Here is a 15,736-nt window from a genome sequence, read left to right as displayed (position 1 = left end):
AGACCTATGGCAAGCGAGTCCTGCCCCATCTGCGGCGACGAGGCCGACGCCGACGAAATCGACCCGCACGGCCACTTCTCCGGGGATGACGAGAGCGACCTCGACGAGGACGTAGTCGTTCACCTGCTTATCCTTGGATCGCGACGGGACAGGATCGGCTGCGGCGAAGACATCGACAACAGTAGCGACGGGGCAGGCACGGACGAGGGTAGCGTGAACTGCCCCGAGTGCCGCGCCCTCATCTGACCCGACGGAGACGGTGAGGGCGGCCTGGGCGTCCGCTCATGGCCGCGAAGTGCTCGTTAATTCCGATGATTGTTCGGCGGGATGACTCGCTTCCGGACGTGCCGAGATGCCGGCACTCCAGCCGACGAACTGGCCCCTCGCGGCGGCGGCTCGCTCATCTAGCCGCGATCCGGGCACCAGCCGCGTCCACCGAATACTCACCGTGAGTAGCGGACGTGGGTCGTCGGGCCGGCCGCCGTCGCAGCGTCCCGAATGCTTCGCGCACCGACCTCTGCACTTTGGCGTACCCCGACTTTGTACCGGACCCGTACGCCGACAGGTGGTCGCTCCTCGGGTGCTCGGACGTCCCCAGTCCAGGACGGACCCACCAAGCAAACCCGGACATCGCCCCGAGTCGGGCCACACACCGCCGCATCGCGCTCCGAATCCGGGACCTGGACCAGCGCGGACACGACGGGACAGTCTTGCTGTTGCTTGGACGGCAGACCAAGGCCGCGATGATAGAGAGCCTTCATGGCACTTTGTCTCGTTCTGGTCACTTTTAATCATAGGTTCAGGGTTCGAGTCCCTGGCGGCCCACTCTGTTCCAGCTCAGCGGCCTTCTGTGGGGCCGCTGACTTTGCGATCCGGGCCGGTGCAGCAGCGAAGTACAGCAGCAGCCGGCCAGGCAGTGCATGTCGGCACCGCCCCACCTGAGGTACAGTTTTCTGTACTTGCTATGGAGGTGGTCGTGCGGACCGTGAACTTCACCCAGCTACGGCAGAACCTGGCCGCCGAACTCGACAGCGTCATCAACGACGCGGAGGAAGTGGTGGTGACCCGATCCGGCCACGAGCCCGTGGTGATCGTGCCGCTTGCCGAGTACGAGTCGATGAAGGAGACCGAGTACCTCCTACGCAACCCGAGCAACGCCGCCGTGCTGCGCCGATCGATGGCGGAGCTGGAGAAGGGTGATGCGTCCGAGCGAGAACTGATTGACCCGGCCACCGTACGGGACGTCGCGTGAGGCTGGTCTTCACCGCGACGGCATGGAGCCAGTACCTCAGCCACACGGACCGAAAGCTGGTCAAGCGCATCAACGACCTCATCGCGGACGTGATGCGCAACGGATACGAGGGCATCGGTAAGCCGGAGCCCCTTCGCGGAGAGCTGTCCGGCTTCTGGTCCCGCCGGATCGATCGCGAACACCGGCTGGTGTATCGGATTACCAAGGACGACATCGAGATCATCGCCTGCCGTTACCACTACGGCGACCGGTAGTTGACTGGGCTGGAACCAGCAGCGCGGCGGTCATCGGTCGAGCGTCTGGCCAAGTCGCTTGAGCGCGTCGCGGGTGGCCGCCGAGGAGACCACCGTGTAGATCTCCATGGTGATGGCGAACTGTGCGTGCCGGAGGATCTGCATCACCACCCGAGGGTGGACGTCCAGGTCGGCCAGGAGCGAGGCGCAGGTTCGCCGGGCGTCCCGGACGGTGATCCGCCGGACTCCTGCGGCGTACAGCGGCGGTCCCAGAAGCGGTTGAAGTTGCGTGGCTCGACCGGCCGGCCGTAGCGGGTAGTGAAGATCAGGTCGGACGGCTGCCAGGCCGGGCCGGCGGCGTCCCGGGCGGCGGCCTGCGCGACACGGTGGCGGCCAAGGGCAACGGTGCAGATGTCCGGTAGCGGCAGGGTGGCATCCGAGGCCGCCGTCTTGGTCTCCCGGTGTAGCAGTTCGGCACCGACCCGCTGGAGCTGCCGATCGATGGTCAACTCCCCCGCGTCGAGGTCGACGTCAGCCCAGGTGAGCCCCAACATCTCGCCCTTGCGCAGACCGAGTACCAGGACCAGGACGTACGCGGCGTCGAGCGGGTCGTTGTCGGCGCGGTCCGACTCCAGGAAACGCGGCGCCTCGTCGCTTGTCCACGCCTTCCGCTTGCGCTTCCGTACCGGTGGTAGCTTCACCACGGATGCGACGTTGCGGGAGATCAGCCCTTCGGTGATCGCCTGGGACAGCAGCGTCCGAAGCACGGTCCGCAGGTGGGTGACGCTCGTTGCCGATGGCAGATCGTGGCAGCAACGGCCGAGGGCACAGCAGCGACGCTGGGCCGGCTTGCGCCGCTCGTCCTTGCCCTGGGTGCAGCACTGGCAGGTGCGACCCACCTCGTTGATCCAGGTCTGCACATCGCTGACCCGGAGCTTGTCGAGGCGCTTCCGGCCTAGCCCCGGCACGAGGTAAAGCCGGACGACAACCTCGTAGGTGACGTAACTGCCCGGGGCGAGGTTCGGCTTGACGATCTCGCGCAGCCAGTAGCCGGCGTACTCCCCCACCGTCGGAGATCGGGTCGATGGGCAGACGGGATGGCGCACCGGGATTGCAAGTGCCGGGGTTCCCGAAGTGCTAGCTACTTCGACCTGAACAGCGGCTGAACGCGCTCGCCGGACGGCAGGAGCAGGAATGGCAGCGGGTGTCCGCGATGATCGAGACGAAGCGACCAAAGGAGTACGACTCTGCCATCATCCTGCTGGCCGACCTGAAGACGCTGGCCGATCGGGACGGCGGCACCGAAGCGTTTCGGCAACGGATGCGGCAGGTGCGGGAGCGGCATGCCCGTAAGCCGAGCCTGCTGGACCGGCTCGACCGAGCCGGGCTCGACTGACCCGGCACGCACGATTCAGCTGCCACCGCTGGGGACGGTGGTGAAGCCGAGTTGCGCGTAGGAGCGGGATCGCTTGCGCCACATGGCGGCGAGGACACCGACATTCTCGTCGACGTAGTCATGAACCTCGACGGTGGTCTTGCCGGGGTGAGCGCGCAGGATCCGGCCGACGTACTGCACCATGCTGCCCTTGAACGCGACGGGATGAGCCAGGAACAGCGTGTCCAACTTCGGGCAGTCGTAACCTTCACCAACGTACTTGTCGGTGGCGACGACCAGTAGTGGTGGTCCGTCGGCGGGCGGGTCGGCGAGGAAGGCGAGGACTTGCTTGAGGTCTTTGGCCTTGCGGGTGGCGTAGAGCAGGTGGGGTTCATGGCCGAGGCCGCGTAGCCGCTGCCCGAGGGCTTCGACGTGAGCGGTCTGCCGGGTCAGGACCAGGCAGTTTCGGCCGCGTGCGAGGGCGGCGTGTACGTCCTGGCTGACCTGTTCGTTGCGGGTGTCGTCGGCGACCAGGCCGCCGAACACCACAGAGGTGATCGCCCCGGGCTTGGTGGTGTCGGAGTCCTGGGGTAGCGCGAACTCGGTGTGGTGGACGTGCAGGCCACGTTGTAGGGCATCCGGGTCACCCTTGTCGATCATCGGGATGCTGTGCCGCTTCGGACCGCAGTGCATGAAGATGACCGGCCCGAGACCGTCGCGTCGGTAGGCGGTGGCGGTCAGTCCCACCCATCGGCGGGCGGGGATACGGCGGACTGCCTTCTCGATGGTGGGGGCGCCCGCGTGGTGGGCTTCGTCGACGATGACCAGCCCGTACCCGCCCAGCCGCTGTCCGGCGTCATCCATGCGGGCCACGGTTTGGATCATGGCCAAGTCGATGTACCCGGTGGGTTTCGTCCTTCCGCCGCCGATCTGCCCGATCTGACTGGTCTCGACGTCGAGGACGGCGCTGATGCGGTCACGCCACTGGTCCATCAGTGGAGCCCGGTCCACCAACACGAGGGTGGGCGTGCGGTGGTGCGCGATCAGGGCGCAGCCCATGACGGTCTTACCCGATCCTGGTGGGGCTTCCAACACGCCGTGCTCGTGGCGGGCAAGGTCGGCGACTGCGGCGGGTTGGCGGTCGCGCAAGGTTGCGGTGAACGTCACGTCGATGGGCGGAGGGTCAGCGCGCCGGTCGGTGATGTCGAGCCGGCTACCGGCCTGCGCCACCAGTTCGGTGGCCTTGTCCGCCATCGCCCGAGGCAGGTGAAGGAACTCCAGGTCCTCGGTGTAGCAGCGCACGAAACGCGGGGTGTTCCAGTTCGACAACCGCAGGTTCTCGTTCTTGTAGAACGCCGGGTTCGCCAACGACGCCGCGTGCTTGAGCGAAGCCAGCAGCGACGCGGGCAGCCCGGCCCGGCGGATCGCGAGCATCCCCGCCCACTCGGCATGAACCACGGCCGGCGCCGCCGTCTCCGAGCGCAGTGCCGACCGGAACAACACCGCCTCCGGGCCAACCGCCACCGGCCGCAGCTCGGTGACCAACCGTCGCACGTCGGCCAGGCCGAGCCGGCCGACACCCGCGAGAATCGCCCACTGATCGGGATACGGGGTGAACGTCTCCGGGTCGACGAAGACCGTCGTGCCGAGTTCGCGGCACTGCTTCTGCAACGGCAACGCGATCAGGTTGCCCAGCCCCTCCCCCTTTGCCGGCAGATGGTCCTGGGATGGGAAGAACCGGTCGTAACTGTCCAGCCCGAGTTCGCCGCGGACGGCCATCGCCTCCCGCAGCAACCCGAACCCCAACGCCCGCGCCTCCAGCGCCGGCACCGGCTCGGAGAAGAAGACCCACACATGGGCGCCCTGCCCCGACCGCGAAACCTCAACCGCCGTCGGAACGCCGGCGGTCTCGGCGGCTTGGACGTATGCCTGGACGTCGAGCTGCCACTGCTCGCCATCGAAATCACAGACGAGCAACCGGCACGAGTCATCAGCCAACATCGGGTACAGCCCGATGCTGGTCCGCCCGGACAGATGGTCGTGAAGCACCGCGTCGCTCAACGGCCGGTACCGGCGGGCCTCCTTCGCCTCCTGCCACGTCTGCCCCGGCAGCCGCTCCAACTGCGGGTACCAGCCCTTGCGGCCATCCTTTTCCCACCGCTGGGCGTGCACGTCGTCGCGCCCCACGAACAGAGAGCGGAACAACGCCAACCGCTCAGCCGCAAGCCGCTCCCCAGCGCCGGCCGACGGACCGGCAACAGGCGGGCCCTGCACCACCGCCTTACCGGCCGGCGGCAGCAGCCGGGCAACATCGGCTCGCAAGGCGGCCAACTCCGAGCGAAGCGCGGCCAACTCCGTTGCGCAGCCGCAAGCGCAGCCAGCTACGGGACTGGTCGATATCGCCGTCATCACCCCATTGAACAAAGCCGCCGATGCACCAACCTCGGCAGGGCGCAGACTCGATTGCCGGACCCACCACGCATCGATCAAGCGGTACGCTCTCGCGTCGGAGCGTACCGCCGCAGTGACGAAGAGGAGTGGCAGTAGGTCATGTCGTTCGTGCCCTCACCGCCGAAGAGCCGGCACTGGACCTTCACCGCTGTCGCCACCGCGATTGCCTCGCCGGCGATCGCGTGGGGTGTTGATCGGTCGTACCGGTCGGTGGACAGATGCCTCCGTGCGCACGGACAGCAGATCAGCGATTCAGAGGCGGACATACCCGACGCATGCTCGGGGATCAGCGCCCTACTGGCGCTGGTGGCACTGATCGCCATCGTCTACGTCGCCGCGACGGCGATCACGGGCCTGTGCGTAGGAGTGGCAGAGGGACGGCACCGGCGCGGCTTCGGGCACCGACGGTGGTTCGCTGTCACGGTCGTCGGGCTCGCCGCCCCGTGGGCGCTGGCAACCTACGCCGCCGGCTACGGCATCGGCCGGCTTGTACCGCCTCCCCCCGTCGACAGAGCGTGGGCAGAAGGTCGTGACGCCGCGCACCGGCTCCTCGATTTCCTCTCCCTGGGTGGCAAGCCGGGAGCCGTCCTCGCGCCAGGTTTTCTCACCGAGGAGCCGGTGTACCTGGACGCGCGGCTGCACTATGCGCGCCACTACGGCTCGACGGTCACCTACAACCAGACCTCGGCAGTGGCGTTCGGATCGGCGGGCTTCGTAGCCGGCGCTCTGGTCGCCAACGCCATCGGCAACAGCAGCGCCAAGTCCCGGGCCGAACGTCTGGCCCGCCCGCAGTGGCGCGAGCAGCAGCTCACCAGAGTCGTGCTCACACCGACCAGAACATGGTGTTATGCCTCCGGACGGTGGTTGTCGTTCGACCACGCTGCCGTCATGGAATACCACCTCGACCACCAGGGCGTGGTGCTCATCTTCGCCAACTCCGAACCGCTGCGACTGAGCGGGCCCGCCGCATGGGCTCACGCGGTGCTCTTCGGGTATTTCCGCTTCGGCGCCCAATCGTTGGCCAGCGCCCCGTTCCTCATGCCGGTCCGCACCACACGTGCGCCGGCATCCGCTTCACAGTCGCCGGTGACATCTGCGGCGACCCCACCCGTAGCAGGTAGGTGAAAGCATGGATAGCGCTGACCAGAGCACCGCCCGCTTGGCGGTCCTCATCGATGCCGACAATGCTCAGCCCGCGGCCGTCGTCCCGCTGCTGGCCGAGGTCGCGAAGTACGGCACGGCCCACGCCAAACGCGCCTATGGAGACTGGACCGGCAACGGCCTTCGTGGTTGGAAGGAGCATCTCCTCGCCCAGTCCATTCAACCGATCCAGCAATTCGCCTACACCTCCGGCAAGAACGCCACCGACGCGGCGCTCATCATCGATGCGATGGATCTGCTCTACACCGGCCGCTTCGATGGTTTCTGCATCGTCTCCAGCGACAGCGACTTCACCCGCCTGGCCTCCCGCATCCGCGAGTCCGGCCTGACCGTCTACGGCTTCGGCGAGCGCAAGACGCCCCACTCATTCGTCGCCGCCTGCGACAAGTTCATCTACACCGAGAACCTCACGCTCGGCCTTCCAACACCGCTTCAAACGGTTGTCGTCAAGCCGCGCATTCCCACCACAGATTCCAGCATCGACACCGCCCTCGCGACGCTTCTCCGCGACGCGGTCGAAGCCGCCTCGGGCGACGACGGCTGGGCGCACCTGGCCACCGTCGGACACATCCTCACCAAGCGGCGCCCCGACTTCGATTCCCGCACCTACGGGTACGCCAAGCTCACCGACCTCGTCACCGCCACCGCGCTCTTCGAGGTAGACCGCCGACTGCCCGCCGACGGTAAACCCGCCGTCGTTTACGTTCGGGACCGGCACCACGCCACGTCCCGACGCGACACCGACTCAACTCACGGCCCGTAACACCACGGGTCGGACGCTCCCAGATTGCTCGGACGCTCCTCCCCCTGCTGAACACACCCCATCCACTCGATCAATGGGCGCGAATAGCGACTTGTCTCGTTCTGCGCACTCAAGTAGCACCGGGTGTCGGATCTCAGCACCTTCCGACGACTGATCACCTCACAAGACCCGACGACCAGACCCGAGCCAAGCGGACGCTGGAGCACGAATCCGGTAGCGCTACCGACCTTGCAGGCACCCGCAGCGGTAACCGGTCGGGTACTCTCCGCTCAGCGCGCTTGTCCCTAATGGACGGCGCGAGCCTGCCCCTGACCGGTACAGGTCATGGCCGCCAGGCGACTGCCGACCGGTCGAGGAGGAGCCCCTCATGACGGCAGATGCCGACCAGTTCCGCCAGTCGATGGATGATGCCCTGAAGGCCCTGCGTGAATTGCGGACCAACCGCCCAGCGGTGGCAGACGTCCAGACCTGCGGAGAGGCCACTGCGGCGGACGGACTGATCGCCGTGATCGCCGCTCCAGGCGGTCGGATTCAGTCGATCACCGTGGCACCCCAGGTGCTGCGGCAGGGCAGCGGCTACCTCGCCGAACAGATGACGATCGCCGTCAACGCGGCCCTCGACGACCTGCAAGCCCGAACGGTCGCCGAAGCACCGGACGCTCCAAATCCGGCCGTGCTGCTCGAACGGCTCGAAGACGTCCAGCAGCAGTCGGTGCACCAGATGCAATCGTTCCTGAGCGCGCTCACCTCAGCCCAGACCCGGACAGCCCGGCCGGCGGGTTGACGATGTCGTTGGAGATTGATCCGGATCACGTCCGGGCATCGGGCAGTCGGCTCGTGGACGTGGGTGACCGGCTGGCGAGCGCACTCGAGACGCTCGACGCCCGATTGAAGAGCTTTGGCGAGCCATGGGGTGGCGACATGCTCGGCACCCTGGTCGGCCTCTCGTTTCAGTTGTCTCCGGCTACCTGGTGCAGTGCTATGCCGCGATGGCCGACGAGTACCAGAGCAGCGGCGAGGACCTGGTGGCACTGGCGGAAGACCTGATGGCCGTCGAGGAGGACCTGACCGGCCAGTTCGGCGCACTGGCCGCGAAGTTGGGCTGACCATGGGCATGACGATTCCGAGTGAACTTGCCTCGGTGCTCGCCATGATCGGTTACGACTGGCCGGAGGGCGACGAGGAGAAGCTCTTCGAACTCGGGCAAGTCTGGATGGACTTTGCCACCACGGTCGAGGAGGTGGGCCGGGAGGCTGACGCGCTGGCCGCAGAAGTGACTGGCGGCAACCAGGGCGACGTGATCGCGGCCTTCGACGCGTACTGGTCTGGTGCCGACGGGCCGGGTGGCGTGTTGGCCGGGAACACCACCGCCACTACCGTGCTGGGCGCCGGTTACGTGGTGGTCGCCGCGGTCGTGCTGGCGCTGAAGGTGCAGATCATCGTCCAACTGGTCATCCTGGCCGTTCAGATCGCCCAAGCGGTGGCCACGGCGGTGCCCACCTTCGGTGCATCCCTGCTGGAGATCCCGATCTTCAAGATGATCACCAGCCTGATCCTCGACCAGCTCATCGACATGGCCATGCGGGCGATCCTCGGTGGGTAAGCGAAACCGCAACCGGCATCTCCGCGACGCGGCCGTGCCGCCCGAGGTGGAGTCGGCGCTGGTCAAGCCGGTCGCGCAACTCGCCAAGACCCCCGGGTACGCCGGGAGTACCACGTCGGCGACGAGCAGCGGCCCAAGCATCGGGGCACCGACCGCAATCTGGCTATGGGCAGCGCGAGCCGTGCCCCCACCAATGGGCAGACCGCGCTGGACCGCTCGGTGCAGATCAAGGAGACCAACGAGCGTCGCCGTATCGGTGTCGATCACCAAACGGGCGAGATCGTCATCCTCGACCGGCACCGCCGCATCGAGCCGTCCAACCCTGGTGACGACGTCGTCGAGATCTACCACGGCCATGTCCGCAACTGGGAGGACCACAGCTCAGACGGCTTGAACGACGATATGCGCAACGCCCTCAAGCGTGGCGGACTGGTAGACAAGAAGGGCAGGCCGACCGCGCCGCCGAAGGACGAGGCATGAGCACACAGCGCAGCTACTACGAACCAGCTCCGGCGACCCACGACACGGCCACCGCCGCACTCGCAGCGGGCGATATCGACACCCTCACCGACTCGATGGTCGGACTCGCCCTGCACGATGCGGACTGGCGCTGGTGCCAGGACTTCTACCTACGCGTGCTGGATCACCCAGAGGAGGACGTCCGGGCCACAGCAGCGATCTGCCTCGGCCACCTTGCCCGCATCCACCACCAACTCGACACCGACAAAGTCCTGCCCGCCCTGCGCGCCCGGCGGCGCGACCCGCAGGTCGGCGGCACGGTGGAGGACGCCATCGCCGACATCGAGCAGTTCCTCGCTATCCCGCCCGGTGCCACCCAGGGATAGACCTCCAATCGAAGTTTCGCAGCTGCTCACCACACACAGCCTCTGAGCGGCGGTAACTCAGATAGAAGATCATCCGGTACAGCCAGGACCCAGGACTCCAGTTTGCCACTGGCAGCGACATGCCCATGACCCGCTTAAGCGCTGATCTGCTGCACGATCGCGCAAGTTCTTGGTCAGGGCTGACGTGGCGCTGGAAGGGCTACAGTCACTCGCGGCCTGCCTCATTACGGGACCAACTGGTACGCCGAGCGCTCGGCACCGCCCGGACAAAGCGGGTCGCCGCCCCACCCTGCTGACCCGGCTCGGCTAGGTCGATCCGCCAAGGATCTCCTACACGTACCGCATGGCCACGCTGCAGGATCCCGATTGCCGGACAACGGGACTTTGGATCGGCATACCGACAGACGCGGCCCTATGGCGAAGTTCTTTCGTAGGTTGGACTGCACCGCTCATGCAGGAGGATGGATGTCCCACGTCCGCGTTCGGATCGACTTCACACCGCTTGCCGACGACGACGAGTTCATTCTCGGCGAACTGACCGACGATCTGGCGGACGACCTCCGCGAGATCGGCGAGGTGGAGCGCGTCGAACGCACGGTTGTCGACCCGAATGCCAAAGGCGTCGCGGAGCTGGCTGTCGGTGTGGTGACCGTGCTGGTGGGCACGGACCCCGGCTACGTACAGGCGTTGGTCGAGGTGGTTCTGGCCTTCCTCCGACGCCACGACGGGCGCCGGGTGCACCTGCGGGTCGGTGACATCGAGCTGACGATCGACCGGCCCACTCACGGTCAGATTGATGAACTGATCAGCACGGTACGGGCCGCGATCGAGCGGGCCCGCCTCTGATGGGACGGCATGCCCTGCTGCTTGGCACGGCCACGTACCACGTCGACCGTGAGCTCGCGCCCCTTCCGTCGGTACATCACGACGTGGCGCAGCTCAAGACACTGCTCGACGGTGCCGGTGAGTTCGACACCGTACGCGCCGAACTGGACCTGCCGGCGGAACACCTGCGCCAGGTCGTAGAGGAGTTCTACGGCGCACGCCGCGGGGACGACCTGGCCCTGCTCTACTATTCCGGCCACGGAGTGCTGCACGGCGACGGGCAGTCGCTGTTCCTCGCCACGACTGACACGGTCAGTGGAAGTTTGCACGCATCCGCGCTGGACACCGACGGCACCCTGCGCCATCTGCTCAACGACACCAAGGCCCGCCAGAAGGTGGTCCTCCTCGACTGCTGCTTCTCCGGCGCGTTCACGGCACGGAACCGATTCCGAGGTGGGGTGCGTGAAGAGCCGCGCCGCCTCAAGCGTCAACGCGGCACCTTCATCCTGACGTCCAGCACCCACATGAAGGCGTCGAAGGCCCAGGGACCGGATCGCCCGTCGGTCTTCACCGAGGTGCTTCTCGAGGGTCTGCGCGGCGCGGCCGAAGGGCCGTCCGACGACGGGTGGATCACCAGCAACGACCTCTCCCGATACGCCCTGACCGAGATGGCGCGGCGCCGCCAGCACACACCGGTCGAGTCGAGTGAGGGCGTCACCGAGCCGATCAAACTGGCGACGGCGCCAGGATCCGCCGCCGCGGCGAGACAGGTCACGGCCGTCACGTCGAGCCCTGCGGACGAGGCGCCGTTCGACGCGGACCAGTGGCGCCGCCTCGTGACCTACTACATCAACTGTATGCAGCGATCGACCGTGCTGCAGTCGCTCATCGATCCTCGTGAGACCCGGTCGTTTGTCGCCGCGCCACCGGGGTCTGAGGCGGTCTTCACCTCGGAGACGCCCGTCAAGCTGAGTGGTTCGGCAGCCGAGCTCGCCGCCAGGGCCCGTGATGGCGGCAGGGAGCTGCAATACGGGTATCCCGTCGTCGCCGTTCGACCGGCCCGGCAGAAGCCAGTGCGGCTTGCCCCACTGCTGGTCTGTGACGTCACCGTCGGCGTGGACGACGTTCTGCACGCCTCCTTCCCGCCCCGCCCCAGCGCCGCGCTCGTCGACCTGTTCCAGCTCTCCGAGGTGGAGAGCGACGAACTGCTGCAACGGGTCGAACAGGCATTCGCGCCGGGTGACCCCACCTCTCTCACCGCCACCGTCGAGGTGCTGGTGAAGACGTTCGGGCTGAACCCGGTGACGGAGCTGGACCCGAAGATGCTGGCAGGCACCATCCGGCCGGGACCGGTGAACGGGGTGCAGAACGCAGCGATCATGTACACCGTCGACGCAGCCGAGTCGCCGCAGCGGCAGCTTGTCGACGACCTACGCGGCATGATCAAGAACCCTCGGCTCATCGACCAGACGGCACTGAGCGCTCTGGCGCGCCGACCGGACGAGGCGACCGCGACGCCGATCGTGACGGTGGCGATGAGCGCGACGAACGAGGCCCAGGAAAAGATCATCCAGGCGGCGATGTCCCAGCCGTTGACGGTCGCCCAGGGGCCGCCGGGTACCGGCAAGAGTCAGCTCGTCACCGCCCTACTCGCCACCGCCACCGCAGCCGGTCAGAGCGTGCTGATCGGCTCCACGAGCAACCAGGCGGTCGACTCGGTGCTTGAGAAGGTGACTGACCTGATCGGCCCGGGCCTGCTGCTGCGTACCGGCAACAAGGAACACCGTTCGCAGGAGCCCACACACGTCGCCAACATCCTGGCCGCGTATCCACCGACGGACCGGCCCGCCACGCCGGACGACCGGACGCCACTGCACGAGTTGCGACTGCTCGCAGACGAGATCGCCGACCTCCGTGCCGAGTTGGACGAGCGGCGGCTACTCGAACGCGACCTCGCGGACCTCGCCGTCGAGCGTGACGCTGACTCAGACGCCGGTGGGGCCGCGCTGCCGATCGACACCACCGCGCTGGAGCATCTTGTCCAGCTGACCGATCGAGCGCTCGCCAGCAGGTGGTTCGGCTGGTGGTACCGGTGGCGGCTGCGGTCGTACCAACTCGTCGACCGGAACGCCATCGAGGCGCTCGCCGAGCGGGCGGTGATCGAGCTGCGCTGGCGAGAGCGCCAGCAGCGCCTCGCCAAGCTACCCCACGCTGACGCTTCCTGGCGGCGACTGGTCAACCTGATCAGCACCGAGCGACCCGCTCTCAGCATCGACCTGTTGCGGGCCCAAATCGCTCGGCGGATAGCTGCGGGCACACGCCTGCTCCAGGATCGAGCCGATGAGATGTCCAGGCCACAGCCGGACAGCTGGGCCTACTTCCCGGAACTACTGCGGGTGCTGCCGGGCTGGGCGGTGACCGCCCTCTCCGCCCGACGCCTGAAGAGAAGCCCCGCCATGTACGACCTCGTGGTGATCGACGAGGCGGCGCAGTGCACCATCCCGGCGATCCTGCCCATGCTCTATCGGGCGAAGCGCGCCCTGCTCATCGGGGACCCGCGTCAGCTCGCACCCGTCGTGGACCTGCCCGAACCCGACGACGTCACCGAGCGGACACGCGCCGGTCTGAGCACCGGCTGGCTCAACAACCGCCGACTGACCTACACCGCCCATTCCGCGTACGACGCTTTCGCCGCCGCAGCGGGCACGGCACTTCTTCTCGATGAGCACTACCGGTGCCACCCGGACATCATCGAGGTGCCCAACCAGGAGGTCTACCAGGGTCGGCTCACCGTACTGACCGATCCGGCCCGACTGGCCGCTGCGGTCGATCCTGCCGTGCGTTGGCGCGACGTGCCAGGAGCGTTCAGTTCCGGAGTGACCGGGTCCGGGCTCAACCAGGTCGAGATCGACGCGGTCGTCGCCGAGGTGACGGACTTGCGCAGCGCGTACCCCGATGTCTCGATCGGGGTGGTCACGCCGCTGGCCGCGCATCAACGTCGGCTGGCGGCAGCCCTTCGCAGCGCCGGCCTCATCGAAAACCTGCTCTGCGCGACGATCCACAAGTTTCAGGGCAGCGAACGAGACATCATGGTCGTCTCGCCGGTGGGGGCGCATGGCATTCCGGACCGCACCCGCGGCTGGCTGGTGCACCAGACCAACCTGTGGAACGTCGCCATCACCCGGGCGCGGTCCCAGCTCGTCGTGGTCGGTGACCGCTCGTGGTGGTCGGGTCAACGTGGCCTGCTGACTGCCCTGGCGTCGATCCGTGAGGTCGCCGTCGCTCCGCTGGACTCCACAACCGGGGCAGCGGACCGATTGCACCTTGCCCTTCGCGGCGCTGGCCTCACCGTGCGGCGCGACGTCGCCGTGGCCGGGCGCGCTGTCGATCTGATGGTGCGACGCGGCGATGTCGAGTTGGCTGTCGCCGTCGACGATCCAGCGGGTGATCCGGCCGGCCGGGCGCTGCGTAAGATGCTCGCCCGACTCGACATCATCGGTGGTTCAATGTCCGTCCACCGGGTGCCCGCCTGGCGGTGCCTGGCCGAGCCAGCGCAGGCGGCGGCAGAGTTACTCAGCGAGCTAAGCCGGTAACAGCAAGCGCAGGACGGCGAATAGACCAACAACTGGTGCCACGGCTCGCGAAGACGGGCATCGCGGCACCCACGTTCACACGGACTTCTGGTTCATGAGCAAAAGTCTTCGGATTCGTCTTGCCGGCGGCTCTTCTACGGTCGAAGTAGGCGCGACCTTCGGTGGGGTTGCGGATCTTAGCGGGCAGCCATGTCTTGCCAGGCCAGCAGACAGACTCTTCCTCGCCACGTCGAAACCGGCCCCAGCAGCAACTGGTGCAGCTGAGATACATCTGGGTTTGGTCTTGGCCAAGGGACCCGCGTGAGGCAGTCGAGCGGGAGCGCTGGGAGACGTTCAGTAAGGGCAGTTCGTCGGCGGACGGTCGGCAAAGACGGCGAGGACCTGCGGCCCGTCCACCCTCGCGGGGACGGGCCGCCCCTCCGTTGCGGGTGCTACCTGGACAATAGGCGGATGGCGTCGTCCGCAATCTGAGCCGCCGCATCGACCTGGTGCTCCGGCCGCTGCGTGAACCGGACGAGTTCCACCCGGTTGATCAGCTCGTTGAGCTCGCGTGGTAGTTGCCTGCCCTCGTACGGCACCGCGTGTATGGCGGCCTCGAATGCCAGGTAGAAGCCGTCAAGGTCCAACTCCCCGCCGCGCAGCACGTCCCGCAGCTGAACCAGATGGCGCGCGGTCGTCTCGTCTCTCACCGCGTGACTCCATCAGTCCTCTATCAGCGGACGACATGGCGAGAGGAACGGGTCGAGGCGTTCAGTGATTGCACCACGCACCATCACCTGGGCACGAAACGCATTGGGGCCGGGAGGAACGGGCATGTCGTCGTCCCTCTCGTACAGGAGACCAAAGGATCCGGGTAGACGCCGCGTGACGAATTCAAGCACCCCACGCATCGCCACCGCCTCATCCCGGCGGCGGTTTGCCAACCCGTTAAGCAGGAGAAAGCACTCTCCGTTGAGCCACTTTATTTCGGCTGAGACAGTCGGGAAACGCAACCCACCCAACAGTTCCGCCAGCTCCTCGACGATCGATCTGAGCTGCCCCGCGTCCGATTCTTCCGGATTCTGGGCAAGGCTGAACCAGCCATGGAATTCATACATCTCAGCCGCCTAGACGTTTAGTGTCGATCACCGGCTGTACACCATACCGAGCACCATACTCCTGAAGCTTCTTGATCACCCCTGGCCCGGGCGGCCCTTCGAAGTGGAAGTAAGGCACCCTGCCCGTCCGAACAGCGGCTTCGAACGTCGCCCTGACCTGATCGCGAAACTTCTTGTTGAGCGTGAAGTTGGCTGGCTTCGACTGGGCCACGAAGCGGTGACTGACTGCGTCGAACTCTCGGTTGATCGGATCGTCAGTAAACCGGACTGATGGGCGCCCGCCGATACGAGCCGCAAGCGCGGTTGCTGCAGGATCATTGACATTGACGTCGGCAAGCTCTCCCGTGGTCCGCCCGAGGTAGGGTCGGCTCGGAAATCCTCCGCTAGGTGGTGGTGCACAGTCGATGGGCGGGAGGCCACCCGGGCGAGCCGCGAAGGCTCCGGCGGCGCGGCCCGCCCCGGCGAACGCTGCGCCCCACAGGAAGTCCTGCGCAGCGTCGCCGTATCCGTAGGGCTGGCCGGTCCAGGCCGCCACGCC

At 66.9% G+C, this 15,736-nt stretch carries 16 protein-coding genes and 1 pseudogene; 12 read left to right on the top strand and 5 right to left on the bottom strand.

The window, feature by feature from the left end; translation table 11 throughout:
• Positions 1 to 6: 6 nt before the first annotated feature.
• The 3 genes from ACIBF8_RS16210 to ACIBF8_RS16200 all read left to right on the top strand — a co-directional run bounded on the left by ACIBF8_RS16210 (position 7) and on the right by ACIBF8_RS16200 (position 1,506).
• The gene (locus tag ACIBF8_RS16210; protein ID WP_396783698.1) at positions 7 to 246 is read left to right on the top strand and encodes a hypothetical protein; all 240 of its coding nucleotides are present in this window, start codon (positions 7 to 9) and stop codon (positions 244 to 246) included.
• Between the two features lie 730 nt (positions 247 to 976).
• The gene (locus ACIBF8_RS16205; RefSeq protein ID WP_396783696.1) at positions 977 to 1,252 is read left to right on the top strand and encodes a type II toxin-antitoxin system Phd/YefM family antitoxin; all 276 of its coding nucleotides are present in this window, start codon (positions 977 to 979) and stop codon (positions 1,250 to 1,252) included.
• Positions 1,249 to 1,506 carry a Txe/YoeB family addiction module toxin gene (locus ACIBF8_RS16200; protein ID WP_396783694.1) on the top strand — a complete coding sequence of 86 codons (258 nt, stop codon included), beginning with the start codon at positions 1,249 to 1,251 and terminating at the stop codon, positions 1,504 to 1,506. Before ACIBF8_RS16205 ends, ACIBF8_RS16200 begins: the two co-directional genes overlap by 4 nt.
• A gap of 30 nt (positions 1,507 to 1,536) precedes the next feature.
• Here the strand turns inward: ACIBF8_RS16200 and ACIBF8_RS16195 are convergent.
• A pseudogene (locus ACIBF8_RS16195) lies at positions 1,537 to 2,570 on the bottom strand (tyrosine-type recombinase/integrase); the annotation flags it as partial.
• Between the two features lie 128 nt (positions 2,571 to 2,698).
• Between ACIBF8_RS16195 and ACIBF8_RS16190 the strand changes: the two are divergent.
• Positions 2,699 to 2,881, top strand: a complete 183-nt coding sequence (locus tag ACIBF8_RS16190) for a hypothetical protein (protein WP_396783692.1) — start codon at positions 2,699 to 2,701, stop codon at positions 2,879 to 2,881.
• A gap of 15 nt (positions 2,882 to 2,896) precedes the next feature.
• Here the strand turns inward: ACIBF8_RS16190 and ACIBF8_RS16185 are convergent, their stop codons facing one another.
• Complete coding sequence (locus tag ACIBF8_RS16185; RefSeq protein WP_396783691.1) at positions 2,897 to 5,182, bottom strand: TOTE conflict system archaeo-eukaryotic primase domain-containing protein; 2,286 nt, start codon at positions 5,180 to 5,182, stop codon at positions 2,897 to 2,899.
• Positions 5,183 to 5,410: 228 nt separating this feature from the next.
• Here ACIBF8_RS16185 and ACIBF8_RS16180 point away from each other — a divergent pair, with 228 nt between their 5' ends.
• From ACIBF8_RS16180 to ACIBF8_RS16145, 8 genes are all read left to right on the top strand, one after another.
• Positions 5,411 to 6,436: a hypothetical protein gene (locus ACIBF8_RS16180; RefSeq protein WP_396783690.1), complete on the top strand. Its 1,026-nt coding sequence runs from the start codon at positions 5,411 to 5,413 to the stop codon at positions 6,434 to 6,436.
• A gap of 34 nt (positions 6,437 to 6,470) precedes the next feature.
• Positions 6,471 to 7,235, top strand: coding sequence for an NYN domain-containing protein (locus ACIBF8_RS16175; RefSeq protein WP_396783689.1), 765 nt, complete (start codon positions 6,471 to 6,473; stop codon positions 7,233 to 7,235).
• A gap of 367 nt (positions 7,236 to 7,602) precedes the next feature.
• Positions 7,603 to 8,019 carry a hypothetical protein gene (locus ACIBF8_RS16170; RefSeq protein ID WP_396783688.1) on the top strand — a complete coding sequence of 139 codons (417 nt, stop codon included), beginning with the start codon at positions 7,603 to 7,605 and terminating at the stop codon, positions 8,017 to 8,019.
• A 330-nt stretch (positions 8,020 to 8,349) separates the two neighbouring features.
• Entirely contained in the window at positions 8,350 to 8,838 is a 489-nt protein-coding gene (locus ACIBF8_RS16165; protein ID WP_396783687.1) for a hypothetical protein, read from the top strand.
• Positions 8,839 to 9,003: 165 nt separating this feature from the next.
• Positions 9,004 to 9,318: a hypothetical protein gene (locus ACIBF8_RS16160; RefSeq protein ID WP_396783686.1), complete on the top strand. Its 315-nt coding sequence runs from the start codon at positions 9,004 to 9,006 to the stop codon at positions 9,316 to 9,318.
• Positions 9,315 to 9,683: a hypothetical protein gene (locus tag ACIBF8_RS16155; RefSeq protein WP_396783685.1), complete on the top strand. Its 369-nt coding sequence runs from the start codon at positions 9,315 to 9,317 to the stop codon at positions 9,681 to 9,683. The genes ACIBF8_RS16160 and ACIBF8_RS16155 overlap by 4 nt, the downstream gene beginning before the upstream one ends.
• Before the next feature lie 465 nt (positions 9,684 to 10,148).
• On the top strand, positions 10,149 to 10,529 hold the full coding sequence (locus tag ACIBF8_RS16150; RefSeq protein WP_396783684.1) for a hypothetical protein: 381 nt from the start codon (positions 10,149 to 10,151) through the stop codon (positions 10,527 to 10,529).
• Positions 10,529 to 14,101: an AAA domain-containing protein gene (locus ACIBF8_RS16145; RefSeq protein ID WP_396783683.1), complete on the top strand. Its 3,573-nt coding sequence runs from the start codon at positions 10,529 to 10,531 to the stop codon at positions 14,099 to 14,101. The genes ACIBF8_RS16150 and ACIBF8_RS16145 overlap by 1 nt, the downstream gene beginning before the upstream one ends.
• Positions 14,102 to 14,532: 431 nt before the next feature.
• Here ACIBF8_RS16145 and ACIBF8_RS16140 read toward each other — a convergent pair whose 3' ends face one another.
• The 3 genes from ACIBF8_RS16140 to ACIBF8_RS16130 are packed head-to-tail and all read right to left on the bottom strand — an operon-like array spanning position 14,533 to position 15,733.
• The gene (locus tag ACIBF8_RS16140) at positions 14,533 to 14,790 is read right to left on the bottom strand and encodes a hypothetical protein (protein ID WP_396783682.1); all 258 of its coding nucleotides are present in this window, start codon (positions 14,788 to 14,790) and stop codon (positions 14,533 to 14,535) included.
• Between the two features lie 12 nt (positions 14,791 to 14,802).
• Positions 14,803 to 15,198 carry an Imm7 family immunity protein gene (locus ACIBF8_RS16135; RefSeq protein WP_396783680.1) on the bottom strand — a complete coding sequence of 132 codons (396 nt, stop codon included), beginning with the start codon at positions 15,196 to 15,198 and terminating at the stop codon, positions 14,803 to 14,805.
• 1 nt (position 15,199) lies between these two features.
• Positions 15,200 to 15,733, bottom strand: coding sequence for a restriction endonuclease fold toxin (locus ACIBF8_RS16130; RefSeq protein WP_396783679.1), 534 nt, complete (start codon positions 15,731 to 15,733; stop codon positions 15,200 to 15,202).
• Between the last annotated feature and the right edge of the window lie 3 nt (positions 15,734 to 15,736).

The organism is Micromonospora sp. NPDC050276 (genome assembly GCF_044459545.1).
In the GTDB taxonomy this organism is placed as follows: Bacteria; Actinomycetota; Actinomycetes; order Mycobacteriales; family Micromonosporaceae; genus Micromonospora.
Note: the sequence above shows the minus strand (reverse complement) of the source record. Positions and strands in the feature narration are given on the sequence as shown.